This window comes from Thermococcus marinus, from assembly GCF_055389025.1.
The window spans coordinates 350548-370719 of the sequence record NZ_AP042417.1 but is presented as its reverse complement, the minus strand read 5'-3'; the positions used below and the strand labels follow the sequence as shown (position 1 = coordinate 370719).

At 54.3% G+C, this 20172-nt stretch carries 21 protein-coding genes; 8 read left to right on the top strand and 13 right to left on the bottom strand.

The genetic code is table 11. From position 1 onward, the window contains the following. The first annotated feature begins 16 nt into the window (after positions 1-16). The 4 genes from ACZ5ER_RS01960 to ACZ5ER_RS01945 all read left to right on the top strand — a co-directional run bounded on the left by ACZ5ER_RS01960 (position 17) and on the right by ACZ5ER_RS01945 (position 4334). Entirely contained in the window at positions 17-1096 is a 1080-nt protein-coding gene (locus ACZ5ER_RS01960; RefSeq protein ID WP_050002277.1) for a hypothetical protein, read from the top strand. 583 nt (positions 1097-1679) lie between these two features. Then, positions 1680-2264 (top strand): HXXEE domain-containing protein, encoded by a 585-nt coding sequence (locus ACZ5ER_RS01955; protein WP_464934680.1) that lies wholly within the window; start codon positions 1680-1682, stop codon positions 2262-2264. A gap of 285 nt (positions 2265-2549) precedes the next feature. Continuing rightward, positions 2550-3590, top strand: a complete 1041-nt coding sequence (locus tag ACZ5ER_RS01950; protein WP_464934679.1) for an aromatic amino acid transport family protein — start codon at positions 2550-2552, stop codon at positions 3588-3590. A 66-nt stretch (positions 3591-3656) separates the two neighbouring features. After that, on the top strand, positions 3657-4334 hold the full coding sequence (locus tag ACZ5ER_RS01945) for a fumarylacetoacetate hydrolase family protein (RefSeq protein WP_464934678.1): 678 nt from the start codon (positions 3657-3659) through the stop codon (positions 4332-4334). Between the two features lie 94 nt (positions 4335-4428). Here the strand turns inward: ACZ5ER_RS01945 and ACZ5ER_RS01940 are convergent, their stop codons facing one another. From ACZ5ER_RS01940 to ACZ5ER_RS01895, 10 genes are all read right to left on the bottom strand, one after another. Next, positions 4429-4590, bottom strand: coding sequence for a hypothetical protein (locus ACZ5ER_RS01940; protein ID WP_158506631.1), 162 nt, complete (start codon positions 4588-4590; stop codon positions 4429-4431). A gap of 53 nt (positions 4591-4643) precedes the next feature. After that, the gene (locus tag ACZ5ER_RS01935) at positions 4644-5234 is read right to left on the bottom strand and encodes a phosphate signaling complex PhoU family protein (RefSeq protein WP_050002282.1); all 591 of its coding nucleotides are present in this window, start codon (positions 5232-5234) and stop codon (positions 4644-4646) included. Between the two features lie 9 nt (positions 5235-5243). After that, on the bottom strand, positions 5244-5849 hold the full coding sequence (locus ACZ5ER_RS01930) for a PhoU domain-containing protein (RefSeq protein ID WP_464934677.1): 606 nt from the start codon (positions 5847-5849) through the stop codon (positions 5244-5246). Then, positions 5846-6604 (bottom strand): phosphate ABC transporter ATP-binding protein, encoded by a 759-nt coding sequence (locus tag ACZ5ER_RS01925; protein ID WP_050002284.1) that lies wholly within the window; start codon positions 6602-6604, stop codon positions 5846-5848. Before ACZ5ER_RS01925 ends, ACZ5ER_RS01930 begins: the two co-directional genes overlap by 4 nt. Continuing rightward, a complete protein-coding gene (gene pstA / locus ACZ5ER_RS01920) occupies positions 6601-7434 on the bottom strand; it encodes a phosphate ABC transporter permease PstA (RefSeq protein ID WP_050002285.1) in 834 nt (277 codons plus the stop codon). The genes ACZ5ER_RS01925 and pstA overlap by 4 nt, the downstream gene beginning before the upstream one ends. Then, on the bottom strand, positions 7421-8335 hold the full coding sequence (gene pstC, locus ACZ5ER_RS01915; RefSeq protein WP_050002286.1) for a phosphate ABC transporter permease subunit PstC: 915 nt from the start codon (positions 8333-8335) through the stop codon (positions 7421-7423). The genes pstA and pstC overlap by 14 nt, the downstream gene beginning before the upstream one ends. Continuing rightward, on the bottom strand, positions 8311-9120 hold the full coding sequence (locus ACZ5ER_RS01910) for a sugar phosphate isomerase/epimerase family protein (protein ID WP_464935054.1): 810 nt from the start codon (positions 9118-9120) through the stop codon (positions 8311-8313). The genes pstC and ACZ5ER_RS01910 overlap by 25 nt, the downstream gene beginning before the upstream one ends. Before the next feature lie 25 nt (positions 9121-9145). Beyond that, positions 9146-10642, bottom strand: coding sequence for an alkaline phosphatase (locus ACZ5ER_RS01905; RefSeq protein ID WP_050002288.1), 1497 nt, complete (start codon positions 10640-10642; stop codon positions 9146-9148). 48 nt (positions 10643-10690) lie between these two features. Continuing rightward, the gene (gene pstS, locus ACZ5ER_RS01900; RefSeq protein WP_464935053.1) at positions 10691-11854 is read right to left on the bottom strand and encodes a phosphate ABC transporter substrate-binding protein PstS; all 1164 of its coding nucleotides are present in this window, start codon (positions 11852-11854) and stop codon (positions 10691-10693) included. Between the two features lie 109 nt (positions 11855-11963). Continuing rightward, entirely contained in the window at positions 11964-12350 is a 387-nt protein-coding gene (locus tag ACZ5ER_RS01895; RefSeq protein WP_464934676.1) for a hypothetical protein, read from the bottom strand. A 439-nt stretch (positions 12351-12789) separates the two neighbouring features. Here ACZ5ER_RS01895 and ACZ5ER_RS01890 point away from each other — a divergent pair, with 439 nt between their 5' ends. Next, a complete protein-coding gene (locus ACZ5ER_RS01890; protein ID WP_050002291.1) occupies positions 12790-14508 on the top strand; it encodes an OPT family oligopeptide transporter in 1719 nt (572 codons plus the stop codon). A gap of 4 nt (positions 14509-14512) precedes the next feature. Continuing rightward, a complete protein-coding gene (locus ACZ5ER_RS01885) occupies positions 14513-15031 on the top strand; it encodes a cell division protein (protein WP_227738755.1) in 519 nt (172 codons plus the stop codon). A 23-nt stretch (positions 15032-15054) separates the two neighbouring features. Here the strand turns inward: ACZ5ER_RS01885 and trm14 are convergent, their stop codons facing one another. Further along, a complete protein-coding gene (gene trm14, locus ACZ5ER_RS01880; protein WP_464934675.1) occupies positions 15055-16152 on the bottom strand; it encodes a tRNA (guanine(6)-N2)-methyltransferase in 1098 nt (365 codons plus the stop codon). 263 nt (positions 16153-16415) lie between these two features. Between trm14 and ACZ5ER_RS01875 the strand changes: the two genes are divergently transcribed. Together ACZ5ER_RS01875 and ACZ5ER_RS01870 are read left to right on the top strand one after the other, a co-directional pair. Next, positions 16416-17450, top strand: a complete 1035-nt coding sequence (locus ACZ5ER_RS01875) for an ABC transporter permease subunit (RefSeq protein ID WP_050002295.1) — start codon at positions 16416-16418, stop codon at positions 17448-17450. Position 17451: 1 nt separating this feature from the next. Further along, a complete protein-coding gene (locus ACZ5ER_RS01870; protein ID WP_464934674.1) occupies positions 17452-18723 on the top strand; it encodes an ABC transporter permease in 1272 nt (423 codons plus the stop codon). On the opposite strand, the gene ACZ5ER_RS01865 is transcribed toward ACZ5ER_RS01870, so the two are convergent. Continuing rightward, positions 18724-19797, bottom strand: coding sequence for a GTPase (locus ACZ5ER_RS01865; protein ID WP_464934673.1), 1074 nt, complete (start codon positions 19795-19797; stop codon positions 18724-18726). It lies immediately after the preceding gene. Further along, positions 19766-20086, bottom strand: coding sequence for a TIGR04076 family protein (locus tag ACZ5ER_RS01860; protein WP_050002298.1), 321 nt, complete (start codon positions 20084-20086; stop codon positions 19766-19768). Before ACZ5ER_RS01860 ends, ACZ5ER_RS01865 begins: the two co-directional genes overlap by 32 nt. Positions 20087-20172 lie beyond the last annotated feature (86 nt).

Below are 20172 nucleotides of genomic sequence, written 5' to 3'. Positions count from 1 at the left end.
CATAACGGGGGCCTATATGGGGAGGTTAAAAGATACTGAGGAATTCACTGAGATTGCATACCGAATAATTGAACTTGCACAGGAGGGTAAAGAACTTACCGTGTATAACCTCTCAAAAGAACTTGGAAAACGACAAGAGTCTGTTCGAAGGGTCTTGAATGAGCTTGTGCGTTTGAAGGTTTTGGACGATCCTATTCCTGTGCAAAACTCGCAGGGAAGACAAAAGAAGCCCTATAAACTTCTTTGGGACCCTGAAAAGGCCAAGGCGATTATAGAGTGCTGGAAGGAGTTTTATTCTTTACAACAGAAGCTTAAATTTTTGAAACATCTTGCTGATTCTAAAGAGAATGAGCCTGAGCTTTCAGAGTTGTCATACAAGTTTTGCCCTTACATTGTTCTTATCGGAATTGATTGGATTGAGGGACTCTCGGGCTTTCTTGGGAAGTTTGATTGGAAAACTTTCCTGGACAAGGCTATTCCTCTCTACTGGGCGGTGTTTTCGCTAAGGCACGATAAAAAACTCAGAATGCTGAATGAAGGGTACGCCGGTGGAAATTTCTTTATTGTCGCGGGCAAAAATTCATGCATATTCTTTGAAGAAGCCCGGTGGGTTGAGTATGTGTCTCGCAGAAAGGCCAAAATGGAGATTGAAAATAAGCTTTTGGAGATGTTCTATGGAGGGAATGACTTTCACTGTTTAAGCGTTCACTATGGAGACAGTGCAGGAACGCTTTCAAATTACATCTTTGGAGTTAGGTATTTTATTGGGGATTCACGTCTTGTTATCTTTGATTTCTCTCCAAATCCCTTTCTGAAAGGAACTGATGATAACGAAGTTATGAGGGCCTTTGAACTTTTGCTTGAATATCTGCAGGAAAAATATCCTGAAGTAAAGTCTGTTCAAGTTAGGTCAGTGTCCCGCGTTATGGAGAATTTTTTAGCCTCCCTTGGATTTGAGGAACGGAAAGAGCTGTATCTATATACAAAAACTGAAAAGTTGCCCGGCAGTTCAAGGTTTATCATTGAACTCTCTAAGAATCCTCCTTCTGTAAGTGAAATGGAATGGGTAGTAAGAATTTTTGAAAAAAGGCTTTAAGTTCTTGTTAGTGCTTAAAGCTTATGCCTAGCCTCGTGGTTAAGTTCAGGAGGGTACAGGAGGACATTACAAGAGGTAAGAGACAATCCTCAGCCGTTGAGAGGCTGAACAAATTCAGCAGGTAACTCTCTCGTCTCCCGTTCGTTTCTTTCTCTTTAGCTCCCAAACTTTTCTGTGCCAGCTTTAAGGAGATATTAGGAAAAGTACTTAACCCGCCCTTGCCAATGGTGGTTGGGTGAAAACATGAATCAGATATGGGGAGTTGTTATGGCCGCGGTGGGCCTTTTCATGCTGGTTTCTGGCGTTACCCGGAGCAACTTCATCGTTTACAGGCTCCTGGTTGCGCGCTCCAGGGGGGCTCTGGGGCGAAAACGTGCACCGGTTCTACCAGGTTGTTGGAGCCGTTATAACCCTACTCGGGGTTCTGGCGGCACTTGGGGTCATTTGGTGAAGGCATGCTGTCTTCGATAGCGGTTCAAGTGACTTTATTCAGACCCCAGCGAAAGTACCATCATGGTTATATCTTGCAGGACATTCGTCTAAACAGGTGGTCGCCGTGAAGTCCACGAAAAAACGTTCGGTGATGGCGTGGCTTGAAGAGTACTGGCCGGTCTCGACGCCTTTTCTCGCAGTGTACATAACGGTTGTGCTGGTTCTCTTCGTCCTCAGGGAGAACTTCGCCCTCTTCCTCATCTGGCTGCAGACGCCGGTCTACTGGGTGCACCAGTTCGAGGAGTACATCTGCCCCGGCGGCTTCGTGGAGTTCTTCAACAGGAAAGTCCTGGGCTCAAAGCGGGAGGACTGGCCGCTCACAAAAACACACGCCCTCTGGATTAACGTTCCAATAATCTTCGTCGCGTTCCCGCTCTCGGCCATACTTGCGAGTCTTATTGATATTTCACTCGGGATATGGACTGCCTATTTCTCAATCCTAAATGCTCTCTCGCACGTGGGCATGTTCTTCAGGCACGGCTACAACCCCGGCCTCGTGGCGAGCGCGCTGCTCAACATACCCGTTGGCGTCTACACGGTTTACTACTTCGCCACCAGCTACCCGCTCTCGCTCGGTGCACATATCGCTGGCTTCCTTGTCGCTCTGGCAATCCAGGGAGCGCTGATGGTCTGGGGACTGAGGTTCATGAGGGGGAGGGCGGGGCAGCCCTCCTGAGTGCTTCTGCGGCCTTTATATTTTTCTTTCGAAAGCCTCGCCCTTCAGGGCAGGGAGGAGGTCAGACCGGAGTGGCTTTCCGGCCCTGTACTCTGTAGGTGTTCATGTATCCATTCGACCAATAAAGAAATTCCTTGAAAATTTTTTCATGCTCTGCTGTTCTTTGTTGTTCATTTCTCTTTACTCCAGTTCATTTTGGCATATTATAGGGGCCTCAGGCCTGTGTTTTTTGCGGGAAAAGGGATATTAGCTCCGAAAAGCCTTCATTCTAATGGGGGTGGTCTTATGAAAAGGAGTGAAGCCCTCGCAGTTTTAATTGGGACTCAAATAGGGGCCGGTGTCCTCGGATTACCTTACGCGGCCAAGGAAGTGGGCCTAATCCCTGCAGTCCTCGTGCTCGTTGGGGTAATGCTCCTCATGCTCTTCACGGCCAGAATCGTCCTGTACTTCTCGGCAAGGATGGGCGGCGCCCAGCTGAGCACAATGGCCAGAAAGATGCTCGGGCCCGGTGGCGGCCTCATAATGTTTGCGAGCGTGACTTTCATGAGCTTCGGGGCCCTCCTCGCGTACATCGCGGGAATGGGGGACGTGTTCGCGGCCCTCTTTGGGGTGAGCCCTAAAGTAGGCGCCCTAATCTTCTGGGTTCTCGCGTCCATAGTGATATACCTCGGCCTTGAAGCGAGCGGAAAGAGCGAGCTTGCCATGAGCCTTGTGATGCTCGCCCTCTTCCTGGCCGTTGGAGTGATGCTCTTCCCGAAGGGAAGACTTGAGAACGCGCTGTACTCGGACACTTCAACCCTCTGGAAGATTATCGGAGTCTCAATATTCGCCCTCGGCTGCCACTCTGTCATTCCAGACGTTTACAAGGGGCTCGGAAGCTACGAGGAGACCAAGAAGCTACTCACGTGGGCCTTTGTTATACCAACCGCAATCTACACCCTCTTCATGGCGTCGTTCCTGCTCGTCTTCGGAAGGGACACGCCCCAGATAGCCACCCAGGCCCTTGAGAGCCTCTTCGGCAGGACTGGCTTCCTCGTTGGAAACCTTATTCCGCTCTTCGCTATAACCACGAGCTACATAGGAATCGGCCTCGCCCAGCTCAGCAACATGGAGGAGTACCTGAAACTGGACAGAAAGCTTGCGTGGGCGATAACGGTCGTCCCGCCGCTGGCGGTTTACCTCTCCGGAGTCGGGGACTTCGTGAGCGTCCTGGGGCTTGCAGGAGACACCGGCGACCTCATGGCGTTCATAGTGCTGCCCCTCGTCCTCTATATAACCTACAAGCTCGGCTTTGCGACCGTCGAGGGAGAGGCCGAAGCTGGGTGAACTTTCTCCCTTTATTTTTTCGGAAAGGTTTAATTCCAGTTCCGTGATTGAGGTGTAGGTGGTATCATGGTCAGGCTTCCCTACATGGACGGCTTCTACGAGCTACGCCCGAGCAAGATTGTGGCTTTGGCTAAGAACTACGCCGAGCACGCAAAGGAGATGGAGAGTGACGTCCCGGAAAGGCCGGTTTTCTTTCTCAAACCGCCGAGTGCTCTAATCGGTCCCGGAGAACCGATAATCCTGCCGAGGATTAGCAGGCGCGTTGACCACGAGGTCGAGCTGGCCGTCATAATAGGAAAGCGCGCCAGGCGCGTGCCGGCTGAAAAGGCAATGGACTACGTGATGGGCTACACGATACTGCTAGATATAACTGCCAGAGACCTTCAGGCCGAGGTGAGGAAGAAGGGCCTCCCCTGGACGGTGGCGAAGGGCTTCGACACTTTCGCACCCGTCGGGCCGAGGATTGTGGACAGGCGAGAGCTGAAGATAGACGACCTTGAAATCGGCCTCAAGGTGAACGGCCAGGTTAGACAGCTCGGGCGGACGAGCGAGATGGTCTTCAAGGTTCCGGAGCTGATAGAGTACATAAGCTCGATAATGACGCTTGAGCCCGGCGACATCATAGCGACGGGGACTCCGGCCGGCGTCGGCCCGCTGAGGCACGGGGACAAAATAGAGGCGTGGGTAGAGGGCATCGGAAAGGTCGAGTTCGACGTCCTGAGCGAGGACTCGATTCTGTGCTGATGGGTTTTTCTCTTTAGACTTAACAATTCTTTTAAGGCCGGGAGAAACCTTTCCTGCCGGGAAAACAGGGAAAATGAAAGGCCGTCAAAAGGGCTCAAAGGCGCCTGATGCGCTCCTTGACGTCCTCTGCCTCGTACCTTTCGAGGAAGGCGCGCCACTCCTCCTCGATTTCTTCCATTCTCGTCTTCTTCCGCTTCCTCCCCGTCATGAGCTCGACCATGGAGGGGTTCAGTATCGCCGCGAACATATCCTTCACCGGTTGAATATATCATGACAAAAATATAAAGATTTTCGCAATAATCTATATAGTTATACTCGCCTGCCCTCGCGAATATATATCACCCTCGCGCCTATCTCCTTGGAGTGGTCGCTTATCCGTTCGAGGTGGCGCATTATCAGCGCGTCCGCGGCCTTCTCCGGGCTCTCGTTCAGGGCCTCGAGGGAGAGCAGGTAGTACTTGTCAATCTGTCTGTCTATCTCGAGGAGCCTGCCGACGAGGGTCTCGTCGAGTTCCCTGAACGCGTCAACCGAGAGCCTGACGGCCTCCTCGGTTAAGGGAAAGGCCTTTCTCGACAGCTCCACTGAACCCTTGACAATCCTCGTCGTCCTCTCTATTTCCATAGCATACCTCGAAATCCTGTAGAGGTCGTAGGAGACGTCTATGGCGCTCTGGATGAAGCGCAGGTCGCTCGCAACCGGCGAGTAGCGGACGAGGAGTTCTGTGGCTAGCTCAAGGACGTCTGCCCTTATTATGTGGAGCCTGCTAGATATTTCCTCAGTCGAGTCGAAGTCGCCTTCTATGCTCCTCCTCGCCGACTCGAGGGCCTCCATCGAGCCGTTCGCCATCTCCCTAATCATCTTCTTCATCTGTTCAATCCCTATGTCGAGGAGCTTCCTCATGCTATCACCTCACGAGATGAAGAGTATCGGGGTCCTCTCGAGCCCCTTCGAGCCCTCAAGGTAGTAGAGGGCCGAACGGAGGACGTTCTTCGTGTGGTTGTAGATGCCTTCGCAGTGCATCAGCATTCCCATGGCCGTCGGGCTCTCCGTCTTCACGTTCTCATTCCAGAAGTCCTCGAAGGACGACTCGAGGAAGGGGAGCTCCTCCACCGGGTATGGCCTGCCACGGGTTAGGGCCTCCAGCCCGATGGTCAGCCACGGTCTGATGAGGTTCATTCCCCCGACGGCCACGTCCCGGGCGCACTCGGGGCTGCCTATGAAGAGCAGCGCCTCCATGCGCGAGAGGTGCCTCGCTATCCTGTAGAGGTCGTAGGATGAGTCGAGGGCCGAGCGGACGAAGCGCAACTCCCTCGCGAGGGGCTGGTAGCGGAGGAGTATCTCTATGAGCACGTCGTTGAGCTTCATCCTCAGGTCCACCGCCTCCCAGAAGAGCTCCTCGACTTCGCCGGGCTCGTTTTCCTTGGCTTCCCTTTCGAGGGTCTCCATGGCGGTCAGTACCGTTCCCCCGAGCTCCTCTAAAAGGTTCTGGGCCTTCTCCATCGCCTTCCACTTCATCCCAGCGCCCCCGTCACGTACTTCTCGGTCAGCTCGTGCTCCGGGTTCTCGAAGACCTTCCTCGTCGGGCCCACCTCTATCAGCTTCCCGAGGTAGAGGAACGCCACCCAGTCCGAGACGCGCGCCGCCTGGGCCGGGGAGTGGGTGACGAGGACTATGGTGTACTCCTCCTTCAGCTCGAACAGGAGCTCCTCAATCTTCGCTGTTCCAACGGGGTCTATGTTCGCGGTCGGCTCGTCCATCAGGAGGATTCTCGGCCTCATCGCGAGGGCCCGCGCTATGACGAGCCTCTGCCTCTGGCCGCCGGACAGGTTGGAGGGGTAGTCGTCGAGCCTGTCCTTGACCTCGTCCCAGAGGGCCGCCTTCTTCAGCGCCCACTCGACCCTCTTCGGTATCTCATCCTTCGGGAGCAGGTTGTTCAGCTTCAGCCCGAGGGCCACGTTCTCGTAAATCGTCAGGTGAGGGAAGGGGTTCGGGTACTGAAAGACCATCCCCACCTGCCTCCTGACCTCTATCGGGTCAACATCGGGGGAGTAGATGTTCCTCCCGAAGAGCCTGACCTCCCCCTCGACCCTCGCGCTCTCGTTGAGCTCTATCAGCCTGTTGAACGTCCTCAGCATCGTTGATTTTCCGCAGCCGCTCGGCCCCATGAGCGCGAAGACGCCCTTCTCGGGAATATGGAGGTCAACGCCCTTGATAACGTGGTTTGAGCCATAGTAGACGTTCAGGTTCTTCGTCTCAATCGCGTGGTTCACAGTTTCACCTCCCTCAGGCTGAGCCTTATGGGGACGAATATCCCGAGGAAAATCAGCAGGAGGACGAGCGAGGCCCCCCACGCCGTCAGGTGGTCGGCCTTACTCGGGCTCTGGACGAGCTGGTAGATGAGGAGGGGGATGGCCCCCACGGGCTTCGTCACGGAGTGGGGGTAGCTCTCGTAGAGCCCGCCGGCGGTGAAGAGGAGCGGTGCCGTCTCTCCGGCAACCTTGGCGAGGCCTATGAGGACTCCGGTCAGGACTCCGCGCTTTGCCATCGGCGCTAAGACCCGGAAGAGGACCTTCGCCCTCGTGAGTCCGAGGGAGAAGGCCGCCTCGCGGTAGGTGAATGGTATCTCGCGCATGGCCTCGTGGGTGTAGACTGCCACGTAGGGCGTGAGGATTATCGCGAGGGCCAGCGCGCCGGCTATGGCAGAGTAGGTCCCCATCGGGACCACTAAGACCTGCATCACAAAGACCCCTACGAGTATCGTCGGGAATTCGAGCATTATCTGGAGGAGCGTCTTCGTCCACCTGCCTATGGTGCTGTTCGGGAACTCGTAGGCGTAGAGGCCGACGAGGAAGGCAACCGGAAGCCCGAGGAGGGCCGAGAGGAAGGTCAGCAGGAAGGTTCCGGCCACGGCCGGCCCAATTCCGCCCTCGGAGAGCGTCCCAGTGATGAACTTCCCCCCGCGCTCCGCTATGACGGGCAGGCCCTTCGCGGTTACCGTGAGGATGATGTGGAAGAGAGGCAGGATTGCGAGGAAGGTTAAGGCTCCAACGCAGGCCAAAAAGACCTTCTCCTTCAGCTTTCTTGCGTTAAGCCTTGACATTCTCCTCCCACCTCCCCAGAATCCTGAGGCCGAGCAGGTTCACGGCGAGGCCTATCGCGAAGAGCGCAAGTCCAGCGGCGTAGAGGGCCGGCGTCATGTACTCGTAGATGAACGCGTTGCCGAACTGGTTCGCTATGAGCGACGAAACGGTGTAACCGGGAGCGAAGAGTTCCCAAGTCATGTTGAATGTGTTGCCTATAACCAGGGACACCGCGACGGTCTCTCCTATCGCCCTCCCGAAGGCGAGTATCGTCCCTGAAACTATTGCGGGCCTTATGTAGCCGAGGAGGAGCCTCGTCGCCTCGAACCTCGTCGCGCCGAGCGCGTAGACCGCCTCGCGGTAGGTGAAGGGGACCATCGAGTAGGCCCCCCTGATTATGGCCGAGGCGAAGGGTGTAATCATAATCGCGAGCAGTACGCCGGCCGAGAAGTAGCTGTAGCCGGTCGTCGGCGGGTAGGAGAAGAGCGGGATAAAGGAGAGGTGCTCGTGAAGGGGCTTCATGACGTGCTCCCTGAGGAACGGGACGAGGACGAGGGCCCCCCAGAGGCCGTAGATTATCGTCGGGAGCCCGGCCATTATGTCGGAGATGATGATGAGGGGGTTCTTGAGCCACTTGGGTGCGTAATCAACGACGAAGATGGAATAAGAAATCGAAAGCGGGAGCGCGAGCGCTATTGCAATCAGCGAGGTGTAGATGCTCCCCCATATGGCAGCGGCGACGCCGTAGATCTCGTCTTCCGGGTTCTCGGCGGCTATCCACACGTTCTTCAGGTAGACGTCAATTCCGAAGCGGTGGAAGGCCGGCACGGCGTGGGTGAAGTAGACGAACAGCATGCCGGCGAAGAGGATAAAAACCGCGAGGACAGCTGGAAACGTCATCGCCTTAAAGGCATCCCCCATACGGCCACCCCCTTAACCTCGACCTTTTTGAGGGACTTGACGAAATCTATCGCCTCGAAGACGCTCTCGGGCCTTGAATAGCGCCTGATTTCGAGAACCGCATATTCCGGCTCGACGGCCTCGATGAGCCGCCCTATGTAGTTCTTCCCTATCATCCCCTCCCCCGGTGGGAGGTGCTCGTCCATAATCCCGTTGTTGTCGTGGACGTGAATTTCCTCAGCCTCCAGCAGGGCGAACTCGTCCATTGGAACGCCGTACTTCATGGCCGTTAGGAAGGCGTGACCGACGTCGAGGCATATCCCGACGTTCTCCTCCACGAAGGGCAGCAGCTCATGGGGAAAGGCCCCTATCCTGCCGTCCGTGAGGTTCTCGATGAGGAGCTTGACCCCGTAGTCCTCGGCTATGGCCGAGATCTCCATAAGCTGTCTCCTCGTGTTCGCGAATGCCCTGTGGTAGCTCCCCCTTATATCTCCCCCATGAACGACCACAACATTGGCGTCGAGGGCGCTTGCAATCTTGAGGACGCGCTCCATCGTCACGATGTTCATCCTGCTGTAGCGGCCGAGGTCGACGCTGACGTTCCTCCCGTCTGAGGTTGGTGCATGCAGGGTGAACTCCGTCCCGAGGCCGGCGAGGTCCTTTAGGATGCTCCAGTTTATTCCTTCCTCTGTGAGAACCTCGACGTCATCAAAGCCGAGCTCCAAGACTTCAACGCCCAGTTCCTCAAGGGAAAAGCCCCTTCCGCTGACCTCTTGAACTATGCAGGTGTTTACGCCGACTTTCATGGCCACCACCAAAAAAGAGGGAAAGTCAAGCTTCCTGGAGAATCAACATGACGTCATTTAAGTCAACCATGCCGTTGTTGTCTATATCGACTCTCTTTTCAATTTCATTATCCACTTTTTCTCCGAGAAACATCATGAGCGTAACGTAGGCATCCTTCTCATCAACCCTGTAATCACCGGTTATGTCTCCCTTAACACTGCTCACGCTTGAAATGGTAACTGGAATATTCCTCCTTCCAAAGAGCATTAACTTTGCAACTAATCTTGCTGTATCCACATGGTGTAAGAAACCTCTGAAGTTCTCTGCCCCGGGACCGTAAGCTAAGAGCGGAACTGGAACTCCTGTATGCTCATAGGAGGTGAATCCAACACCAATACGCCTGTTTATAACATCGGCTACTGCATTTGAGAGGGCATACTTGTTTGTCGAGTGCAGCGCATTCTCAATATACTTGACTTCTTCCTCTGTTGGGACAAATCCGGCATACCTTTTGAGGACCTCTTTTACACTACTCCCTGCCTTAACCTCTTTGGCCATCCTCAACGTGCTTGCTTTTATTTTTCTTATGGCATCTTCATCGATTGCATTTCCATACGTTAGACCTATTGCAAGACCTCCAGTTTCGTGATCGGCAAGCACTATTACCAAGGTATCTCCCCTCTTCTTCGCATATTCCAGCACGTATCTGACAACATCGTCAAACTCCTTAGTTTCTGCAACAACCGATGCGACATCGTTTCCATGGGCTGCATGGTCAATCCTTCCGCCCTCAACCATGAGAAAGAATCCGCTCGGGTTCTTCTCGAGTATTGAAATTGCCTTTTTGGCCATTTCTAAAAGTCCAACATCATCGGGTTTTCTATCCAATACGTAAGGGATGTGACTTTCTGCAAAGAGTCCTAGGACATAATCTCCTTCAACTTTTTCAAGCTCTTCCTTCGTGAAAACTACTTTGTATCCCTGCTTTTTGGCCAGCTCCAAATTTTTCTCATCGAATTTCTCCCTTCCACCACCCAACAAGACGTTAACTTTGTGCATTATGAGTTGCTTTGCTATCTCCCCCTCCATATCCCTATCTGGGACATGGGACGCAAAAACTGCTGGAGTTGCATGGGTAATCCTTGTAGTGGTGACCAGTCCTGTTGACTTCCCAAGCTCTTGAGCCACTTCAAGTAGGGTTGTTAAGTTAACTATCTTTCCGGTTATGTTGGTTACTGAAATCATACCATTATACGTTTTAGCTCCAGTGGATATTGCAGTTCCTGCCGCAGCAGAATCTGTAACTTCACCACTTAGGGAATCAGTAAGCTCAAATCCAGTAACTGGAAAGTTTTCCATGTTTAAGTGTCCATAAACGAGCTTTGTAATTTCTACATGCCCAAGACCCATGCCGTCTCCAACCAGGATTATGATGTTTTTGACACCGCCGTGTGGGGAGTATGCAAAGCTTGGCTGGAATGAAATCAGGCTCAAAATTAAAAGACCCAACAACAGACCGCTAACAAGAGACTTTCCTTTCATTTTTTCACCCCCATTCTTTTTGCTTTTCGACAAAAGGGAAATGAAAAATCACCCCTCCTGTATCATATTAACGGCCTTGAGACCTATTTCGGCAACTTCTTTCGGTAGGCCTACATATCCTGGAGCGATGTATTCATTCTTCTGGCCCTCGGTGAGAACCCACTTCAGGAACTCCTTTATTGCCCTGGCCTTCTCGGGGCTGTAGTGCTTCCTGTCCTTGTTCTGCCAGACGAGGATGTGGGTGAAGGCCACTATCGGGTAGGCGTTATCACCTGGGGCGTTGAGGAGCCCCTTGAGGTCCTCCTTGTAGCCCTCGGTCGGGTCGGGGATTTTGGACTTGAGGGCCGAGACGGCGGCCTTGATGCTCTCATCGGTCGGCTTCACGAACTTCCCTGCCCGGTTCTTCAGGGCGACGACCTTGAGGTTATCCTCTATAGCAAAGGAGAGCTCGGTGTAGGCTATGCTGTACTTGGTGCTCTTGAGGGCCTGAACAACACCGGGGTTGCCCTTTCCGCCGATTCCCCTTCCCATCTTGTCCACCGGCCAGTTGACGAGCTTTCCTGCACCAACTTTCTCGGCAAACTCCCTGCTCACGAGGGTGAGGTAGGTGGTGAATATTGCCGTCGTTCCGCTCGCGTCGCTCCTGTGGACGACGATTATCTTCTCGTGCGGGAGTTTCGCGCTGGGATTGAGACCCTTTATGGCCTCATCGTCCCAGTATTCTATCTCGCCCATGAAGATCTTCGCAAGGGTTTCGCCATCGAGCCTGAGCTCATCGATACCGGGAACGTTGTAGACAACGACAACGGCGCCGACTATCTCCGGGAACTGGAGGGGCTGGTCTCCGGTTTCCAAGAACTTCTTCCACGTTGACTCCTTGACGGGTGGGTCAGTCCTCCCAATGTCGGTCAGGCCCTTTAGAAACGCCTCCTGCCCGTGGCCGCTTCCGCCACCTTCATACTCAATCTTAATGTCCGGGTGGGCCTTCATGTAGGCCTTAATCCACTTCTGAATCTGATACTGCGGGAAGGTCGCCCCCGTCGTGCGGAGGGTTATGGCCTTGATGTCGGCTTTAGCACCGGGTGACTGAGTCTGCTTCCCCTTCTCGGGGCTCGGCTTCGTGCTGCTCTTCTCTTCCGAGCCTATACACCCGCTCGACAGGACGGCAATCCCGAGGAGGAACACCAGCAACAGTGCCGCGAGCCGTTTCATTGGTTTCACCGACTGGGGAATAACGATATGAAATATAAAGATTGTCGCAATAAAACATAGTGCCACACAAAAACTATATAGATGTATAATCTATAGGGCTGTTGGTAGGCTACTTCTTGTCCACCAGCTTCACCGAAATCCACTGCATGCCATTCTCCTCGTTTTTGACGACGAGGACGTAGTCCCCTTTGGGGATTTTGACGTCCTTGAGCTCGACGCTCTTCACGTGCTCCCAGGCCCGGTAGTAGTCGAAGGGCTCGCCGTCCTTGAGCTTTTTGAAATCGTCCTTCGTGATGATGTAGACGCTTATCTCTCCGTCCGCCCTCACGTAGCCGTTTAAAGTTGAATCCCCCAAGAGTCCGTACTCTTTATAGTCGTTGAGATTGGTCTTCCACTGATAGGTAATAGTGCCATAGTGGGTTACTAAGTAGTACGTTCCGGCACTTATCGCCACGACCAGCCCGATGGTCAGCAGGATTATGGAGACCTTCTTCATATGACCACCCAATGGAGTATAATACCACATGCTTATAAGTTTTGTTTGCTGTGGTTCTGGCGTTGGTTGTCTTCACAACTGTCCTTGGGGTCCTAATCTTTGTTCGGCCCTTTGATTTGTTCTCCTCAACTTCTTTTGAAACTGCTGATGTTATGGGTAATTGTTCACATCCCTCTACTACTTTTCTAAATTTTTTCGAGTGGTTGATGTCGTAATGTGCGCTGGTGTTCATTTGTTCATTCTGTTGATGTGTTTTTATCCATGTTGGAACTTAAAAAGGCAAAAAGGCCTCTTTTGACCCATTAAAGGTTTTATCGTGGCTTTCTTGACTTTTACAGGTCTAAAAAACTTTAAATTTCGTAACGGGGCAACATTATCGGTTTGCACATTCGTCCCTTACATGGACATGGGTGCACAAAATTGTACAGGGGGTTGAGAGATGGTAGAAGCCGGTTCGAAGAAGGGGACCTACCGTGAGATAACTCCCGCGGCGATAGTTCTCGGTGTCATCTGGGGCGCCTTCATGGCGGCCAGCTTTACCTACGCGGGAATGATAATGGGCTTCACCTCCGGCGGTTCGGCCATAGCTGCCATCGTCGGCTGGGGAGTCCTCAGGGGAATCCTCAAGAAGGGGACCATCGTTGAGAACAACATCGTCCAGACCATAGCCTCTGCGGTCAACATCTCCGTTTCGGGAGTCATCTTCACCATCCCGGCGCTCTACATCATGGGACTCCACGAAGAGATAAACATGCTGTACTTCTTCCTCGCCACCGCGGCGGGAGCTATACTCGGAATCACCTTCATAATCCCGCTGAGGAAGCAGATGATCGAGATTGACAGGCTCCGCTTCCCGACCGGAACGGCAGTTGCGACCGTCCTCAAGACCCCGGGAAGCGGAATCGAGAAGGCCAGGCTCCTCTTCATAGGCATGGCCGTCAGCGCACTCATCTACCTCGTCCAGCAGTTCCCGGTGCTCGGCCTTCCGGAGATAATCCCCGAGTACGTTGACCTCGGTGCAGTGCTCCACCTCCCGGAGTGGATTGACTTCAGCATGGCCCTCTCTCTGATGGTCTTTGGAATGGGTCTCATCACCGGAAGGAACGGTCTCATAGTCCTCGCCGGCGGAATACTCTCATACTACATCATCACGCCAATAGTCAAGGCCCTCGGCTGGCTCCCGAGCGACGTCACCGGTGCGGCGGTCAGCGGCTTCGTTTACTCCAACATGACCAGGCCGCTCGGTATCGGAATGCTCCTCGGCGGCTCGATAGCGGGCCTCATACTCTCGATGCCAGTCATCGTCGTGGCCCTCAGGAGCATAGCCAGCGCGAGCAAGCTCGGAACAGGCAGGAACGAGGAGCTCCCGATAAAGTACCTCTACGCCGGAATAGCCCTTGCGTTCGCCCTGTTGCTGATCATCACCTACCAGATTGGCGGTCTCGGCCTCGGCAGGAGCCTGCTCACTGCGCTCGTCGGTGTCGCCTGGATATTCGTCGCCTCACTGCTCGTCGCCATGGCAACTGGAATGACCGACTGGAGCCCGGTTTCCGGTCTCTCCCTCGTGTCGGTCATGATACTCCTCTACCTCACCGGCAAGCAGGTTCCGCTCACCATACTCCTCGGAGCCACCGTCGGTGTCGCCATCTCCGGTGCCGCCGACATGATGCAGGACCTCAAGACCGGCCACCTCGTCGGTGGAATTCCCTCCAGGCAGCAGAAGGTCGAGCTCCTCACCGCCTGGATAGGCCCGATAATAGCCCTCACCGTCGTTGACCTCATCTGGAGGGCCTACGGTATCGGAAACGAGACCGTTCCTGCCCCGCAGGCAATGGCCCTCAAGTCCATGGTCGATGCTATCCTCGGCGGCAACGTCCCGGTGGACAAGTTCTTAGCTGGAGGAATCCTCGGCTTTGCGCTCTCAATGAGCGGAATACCCGGACTTGGAGTCCTCGTGGGTCTCTCAATGTACCTGCCGATGCTCTACATCCTGCCCTACGGACTTGGCTGTGTCGTCCATGACGTCCTCAAGAGGAAGAGGGGCCACGAGTTCATAACCGAGAAGGTGCTCCCGGTCGCGGCAGGGCTTATGGTCGGAGAGGCGGCAATGACGCTCCTGTTCGCCGTCCTCACAGTCATGGGAGTGCTCCACCCGTGAGGTGATGGAAATGAAGAAGCTCGTCGGAAACGTCCTGCTCACAGCGGGCCTCATCGTCGGCGCAATAACCGCCGCGAGGATACCGCCCATGTGGGGCGGTGTGGCCGTTTCCCTGGCCATAATGGGCGTTGGTATCTTCCTCAGGCGCCAGGGTGAGAAGGAGGAGCTCCACAGGGCGGCAGAGAGCGGAACCGGTGGCGTCAAGGAGCTCGACGCCCTCCTCACCGATGCCATCAGCAGGATTGAGAAGATAATGGACGCCCCGCGCGAGGAGGTCGTCAGGGAGCTCACCAAAGTCCTTGAGGAGCTCGAGGAGTTCGCCGAGAAGGCCCAGCCCCTCAGGATAGAGGGCCTCATGACCTACGGAAACATCATGAGCATCTTCAGCAGGGGCGAGAGAGCCCTCAACAGGGCCTGGAGCGCCTTCGCAGACGGCTACGAAGAAGAGGGAAGGAAGTACCTCCGCTACGGCTACGAAGACCTAAAGGAGACCCTCAGCGCGGTTAGGGCTCTGAAGGTCTGAGCCCTCTCCTTTCTTCTCTTTGGCTATTCTATCACGTAGGTATGAACCATCAGCCCGCCGTGGCCGATGAGGCGGTGGTGTTTGATTTCAAAGCCGTTCTCCGTTATTGCTTTCTCTATGGCCTTCTTTTCCGTCGTGATGAAGACGCCGCGCTTTTCGAGGACTTTGGAAAGCTCGCTGAAAAAGTCCATGTAGAGCTTCGGTATCATGCTCTTCCGCCCGATTTTGAGGCCGTATGGAAAGTTGCTGACGGCAAAGTCCACGCTCTCGACGTACTCGCTCAGCCTGGTGGCGTCGCCGAGTATGAACTCTATCCGCTCTAAGACTCCCGCGGAGAGGGCGTTCATCTTGGCCCCGTTGAGGTGTTTTCTGTACTTCTCCAGGCCGATTATCCTTCCACCGTAGCCCCTGAGGGCGAGCTCTATTGGAATAGTCCCGCTTCCGCAGAACGGGTCGATGAAAGAACCGCCGTCCGGCTTCGCCAGCTCAATCAGCGCGTTGGCTATGCTCGCCTTCAGGTGCGCGGTGTGGTCGTAGACGCGCCAGGGCCTCTTATGGAGCGAGCTGTCACCGGTAGTGTCAATCCCTAGGAAGAAGACGTCCCCAACCAGTTCGGCCCTGAATATGACAGCGGGGTGGTCGAGGTTCACCTTCGGAGTCCCGAACCGGGACAGGCGGTCGAATATGGCTTTGCCAACGGTTTTGGCTATATCAACGCTCGTTATCCTGTGCTCTCCCTTCCGGAAGCTCCTAACGGCGAATGTCTCGCTGACCTTGACGTGTCTTTCCACTGGAAGCGATGCCACGAAGTCCTCAATCCTCTTGAGGGCCCTCTCTGGCTCGTCTTCACCGATGCCCTCAAACCTCTCGCTCGCTATCTCGACTATCACGCGGTGGAGGAGCCTTGAGCGCTCGTTTAAGTAAGTGGAAACGCTTAGCTCCCTCTTCCGTCCCTTCTCGTCGGTGTAGAAGGCCTCGCCAACCTCTGCCAAAACCCTCCCCTCGACACCGAGAGGTCTCTCCTCCACTCGAAACTGAACTCCAAGGGGCGAGAGAAGGCCCTCCACCTCGGCCTTTGCCAGGTCTTCAATTCCCTGTGAAGTCGTGAGCAGGAGCTTCATGATGACGAGTGCTCGGCACGTCTTTTAAGCTTTGTCTGGCCGGCCCGGGTGGGTATAACTTGGCTGTTGATGTTTTAGTTTAACATTTTCATTTATTCTCCGGTTAGCTCTGCCTAAGATAATTTTATAAGTCCGCACGGTATCATATGAATGTACAACAGCGTCCTTGTGCGAGGTGTGATGACACCCTAATTGCAGTTGCAATATTTCGTTTGTGCGTTCCTGCATGTCTCTGTATAGCTCAATACTGGGGGAGATTCAAAATGAAGCTCCCGTTCAAGAGCATTGCCCGGCTGGTGGCGATATACCTCTGCGTCCTTCTGGTTATTGTCCTCGTTGCGGGGGCCGCTGCCAACAAACGTACTTGGAACTACGTTTATGACGCTGTAGAGTCCTTCAGGATTTTTAATCCCGAGTTCTACTCCGAGCTTGAACGAAACGCCACCCGCGAGGGAATCAGCGTTGAGGAGTACTACTATAGAATCCTGACCAAGAGTGCGGGGGTGCGAACCCACAACCTGTTCGTTATGGGTATAGACCTGCTGAAGAAGAGTTTCAAGTACCTTTCGACTCAGAATGACTACGACCTGGGACGTTCAATCGGGGTCTCTATTCTGGTGCTGGCCGTCTCTATGCTGGCCATCATGCTCGGCGGCTACATCATCGGTCGGCTCGCCGTGAAGAGGAAACGGCTCTCAACGGTCGTTGACAACCTGGCACTTTTCTTCGCTGGGCTGCCCTCTTGGTGGGTCGGTGCCGTCCTTGTGTCGGTTTTCGCGGTCAAACTTGACCTTCTGCCCATCAGCGGGATAACAACCGTTCCTCCAAAAACAGGGTTTGCACTCGTCCTGGACGTTTTGAAGCACCTGGTTCTCCCTGTGGGGGCGATTTTCCTTATCCACGTCTGGGAGTTCGCTTCGGTGGTTGCCCATGCGTCCAGGGAGGAGCTTGGCAAGCCCTACATCCTCGCGGAAGTGGCTAAAGGAATTCCGGAGGGGGTTATCTTCCGAAAGCACGTGCTCCGGAACATCTCAATACTGCTCGCGTCCTTCAGCGTCCAGAAGTTCATGGAAATGACCACCGACTACCTAATTGTGGATGCCTTCTTCGGCCTTGGCGGGCTTGGCGTCCTTCTGAGGAACAGCTTCGTACGCACGGTCGTGGTTCCCCAAGGAGTGGTCATGAGGTTTAACTATCACCTGTTTTTCGTGGTTCTGCTGTCAATAGCCACCATCGGCTTTCTGATGTCCCTGCTCCTTGAACTTGTTAAGGGCATACTTGACCCGAGGGTGAGCTGAGATGAGGCGGAAGGTGGGCGCTCTGATACTGGCCTGTTTCCTGCTCTTTGTCGCTGTTTCGAACCTCACCGTGGATAGAGAAAAGCTTGAGAGGTGGGAGGACATAAACTACTGGAAGGACTACCCGAGGAGGGCTTATCCCTCCTGGTTCTCTACGTTCCGCGACTTAACTCCCACCGTAACGCTCTCCCCTGAGGTTTCGGAAGAAAACGGGACTTTTGTGTACCGCTTTGTTTACAATCACAGGGCCTCCGACAAGCCAAACGACGTAAGGTTCTACGGCCTTTCGCGCCAGGTTAAGGTTGAAATAAGCGTCACCCGGCCGGACGGCATCGAGGTGACCCTTTACAGGGGGAGACCCGTTTCGGAAAACATGAGCCTGAACGTCAATATGAAGTCCGGGGTTGAAAGCCAGATATCTTCTGTGTTCGGCCTCTCTGTGGAGAGCTACGTCCTGCGGCCCCCCGCACACCTCCTTTTCATCGCGGACGCTTCCTTTGAGACCCTTAAAGGTGAGTACGTCTTTGAGATCAGGTCGCCGGAGCCGCTTTCCCCGCAGATGCAGGTTATAGGAACGTGCTACGGCCTGATGGGCACTGATTCAAAGGGTCGGGACCTCTGGGTCGGCTTTGTCAAGGCAATGAACAACACCCTGTTCCTGGCCTTCTTCACCGCTGTGTTCGTCGTTGTCCTGGGCGTCATAATCGGGATGGTCTCTGGCTACGTTGGTGGGGCAGTGGGCGAGGCTTTGAGCTTCATTCTGGAGGTTCTTATGACCCTCCCCCTCCTTCCGATGCTCGTTGTCCTCGTCTGGCTGTTCTCTACCCAGGGTCTGAGGGAGCAGGTGCAGATTAACCCGGTGGTTTTCATGCTGCTCGTTGCTGTAATGATAATGGGCAAGCTCGCAAAGACCATCAAGATGATGACCGTGAAGGAGAAGGTTAACGAGTACGTCAAGGCCGCGGAAATCATGGGAGCTGGGACACTGTGGGTCCTCAGGAAGCACATATTCCCGCCGATTCTGAGCTTCTCGGCCAGGTACTTCGCGACGCTCCTGGTTAGAGTCGTGGCGCTTATTTCCCTCTTTGGGTTCTTCGGGCTAATCCCAGGCACAAACTGGGGTTCCTTCATGATAGAGGCAATGATGGAGGGGGCAATCTACGGTGGCTGCTGGTGGTGGATACTTCCCCCGGGACTCGCCATGGCTGTCCTGAGCGCCGGTTTAGTTTTAATACTGCCCTCGGGAGAGGTCCAGTCCGTCACCATTGGGTAGTCACTCCAGTATCGCTATGACCCCTTTCCACTTCTTCCCGAAGCACTCGCTCGCTATGACGCTCTTTCCGGTCAGTTCCTCAAGGAACTTTAAAGCTGAGTCGCACTTCTTGAAGCCGGTCGCTATGCCGACGGTTACCCCCTCGATTTCCCTCATGCCGGCCCTCTTCTGGTTGTCCAGCTTTTCCATAAGCTCGTCCCCAAAGCGCCAGAGGATTCTTCTCGGGTCGACTAAAAGCTCCTTCTCAACGCCCTCGAGGACGTCCTCAAAGTCCCAGGCGAAGTCTCTGTTCCTCTCTTCCTCGCTCGCGAAGAGGGTAAAGCGACCTGTCTGCCACTCCCTTAGGAGCCACCTCGCTGTTTCCTCAAGGTCTACCTCTCCGCCGGCCTTTATGAGGCCCCTCTTCTCCCCTATTTGCCTCAGAATTTCCTCCTCGCTCTCAAACTCCTTTATGCCGAACTTCTCGGTTATCGCTTTCTTTCTCGTCTCAAGGATTCTGGATATGAGCTTCAGCGCCGGCTTGACCGGCTCTTCAATCTTGTCCGCCGGGAAGCCGCCCTTTATGACGAGCTCGTCGAAGTCGTCTATCGGCACTACTCCGGGGCTGTCAAGGAGCCAGAGCCTCTTGCTGAGCCTTATCAGCTGTTTGCCCTTTGTGTAGCCGGGTATGGGCGCTGTCCCAACTGCCCTCTTCCCCTTAAGGGTGTTTATTATCGTGCTCTTGCCGACGTTGGGATAGCCTATCAGGGCCACCTTGACCTTCTCTTTCTCGCCTAACAGGGGCTTTGCGAGCTTTTTGAGCTCCCTCCTGAGGATTCCGGTTCCCTTCCTCTCGCGGGCGGATATGAAAACCACGGGTATCTCGCTCTTCCTCTTGTACTCCTCGGCCCACTCTTTGGGCACGAGGTCTGCCTTGTTCATGACTATGAGGAGCGGTTTGCCCTCCTCCTGGATGAGCCTCTCCAGCTTCCTGTTGCGGGTCCCTATTGGGTCCCTGGCGTCAACTACCTCAACGACCACGTCGGCCTCGTCTATGACTTCCTTAACGACCTTCCAGGCCTTCTTCTGCTTCATCTCTAACCACCGTTATCTCAAAGATTACGGTTCCTCCGTCGGTGTACGGCGGTCCCGGGTCGAGACACTGGACGTATGCCTTGTCTCCTTTGCCCAAGCCTAACTCGCTCGGTTTAATACCCTTTCGTAGCGCAACTATGTACGGCAGTAGCGATGCGAATGCATGGGTGCATACCGCATCGGTCTCGTCGAGCTTGACCCTTGGGCCTTCTACAACGATTCTGTCACCTTTTTTGAAAACTGGACATTTTCCTCTCACTTCTTTGACAACTATTTCCAATCGCTCCACGTTCCCACCGAAACGTAAATAAGGATTAAGAACTCAAAAACTATTCGGGACATAATACATTGCGATAACTGTTATGGTGGTGCTCA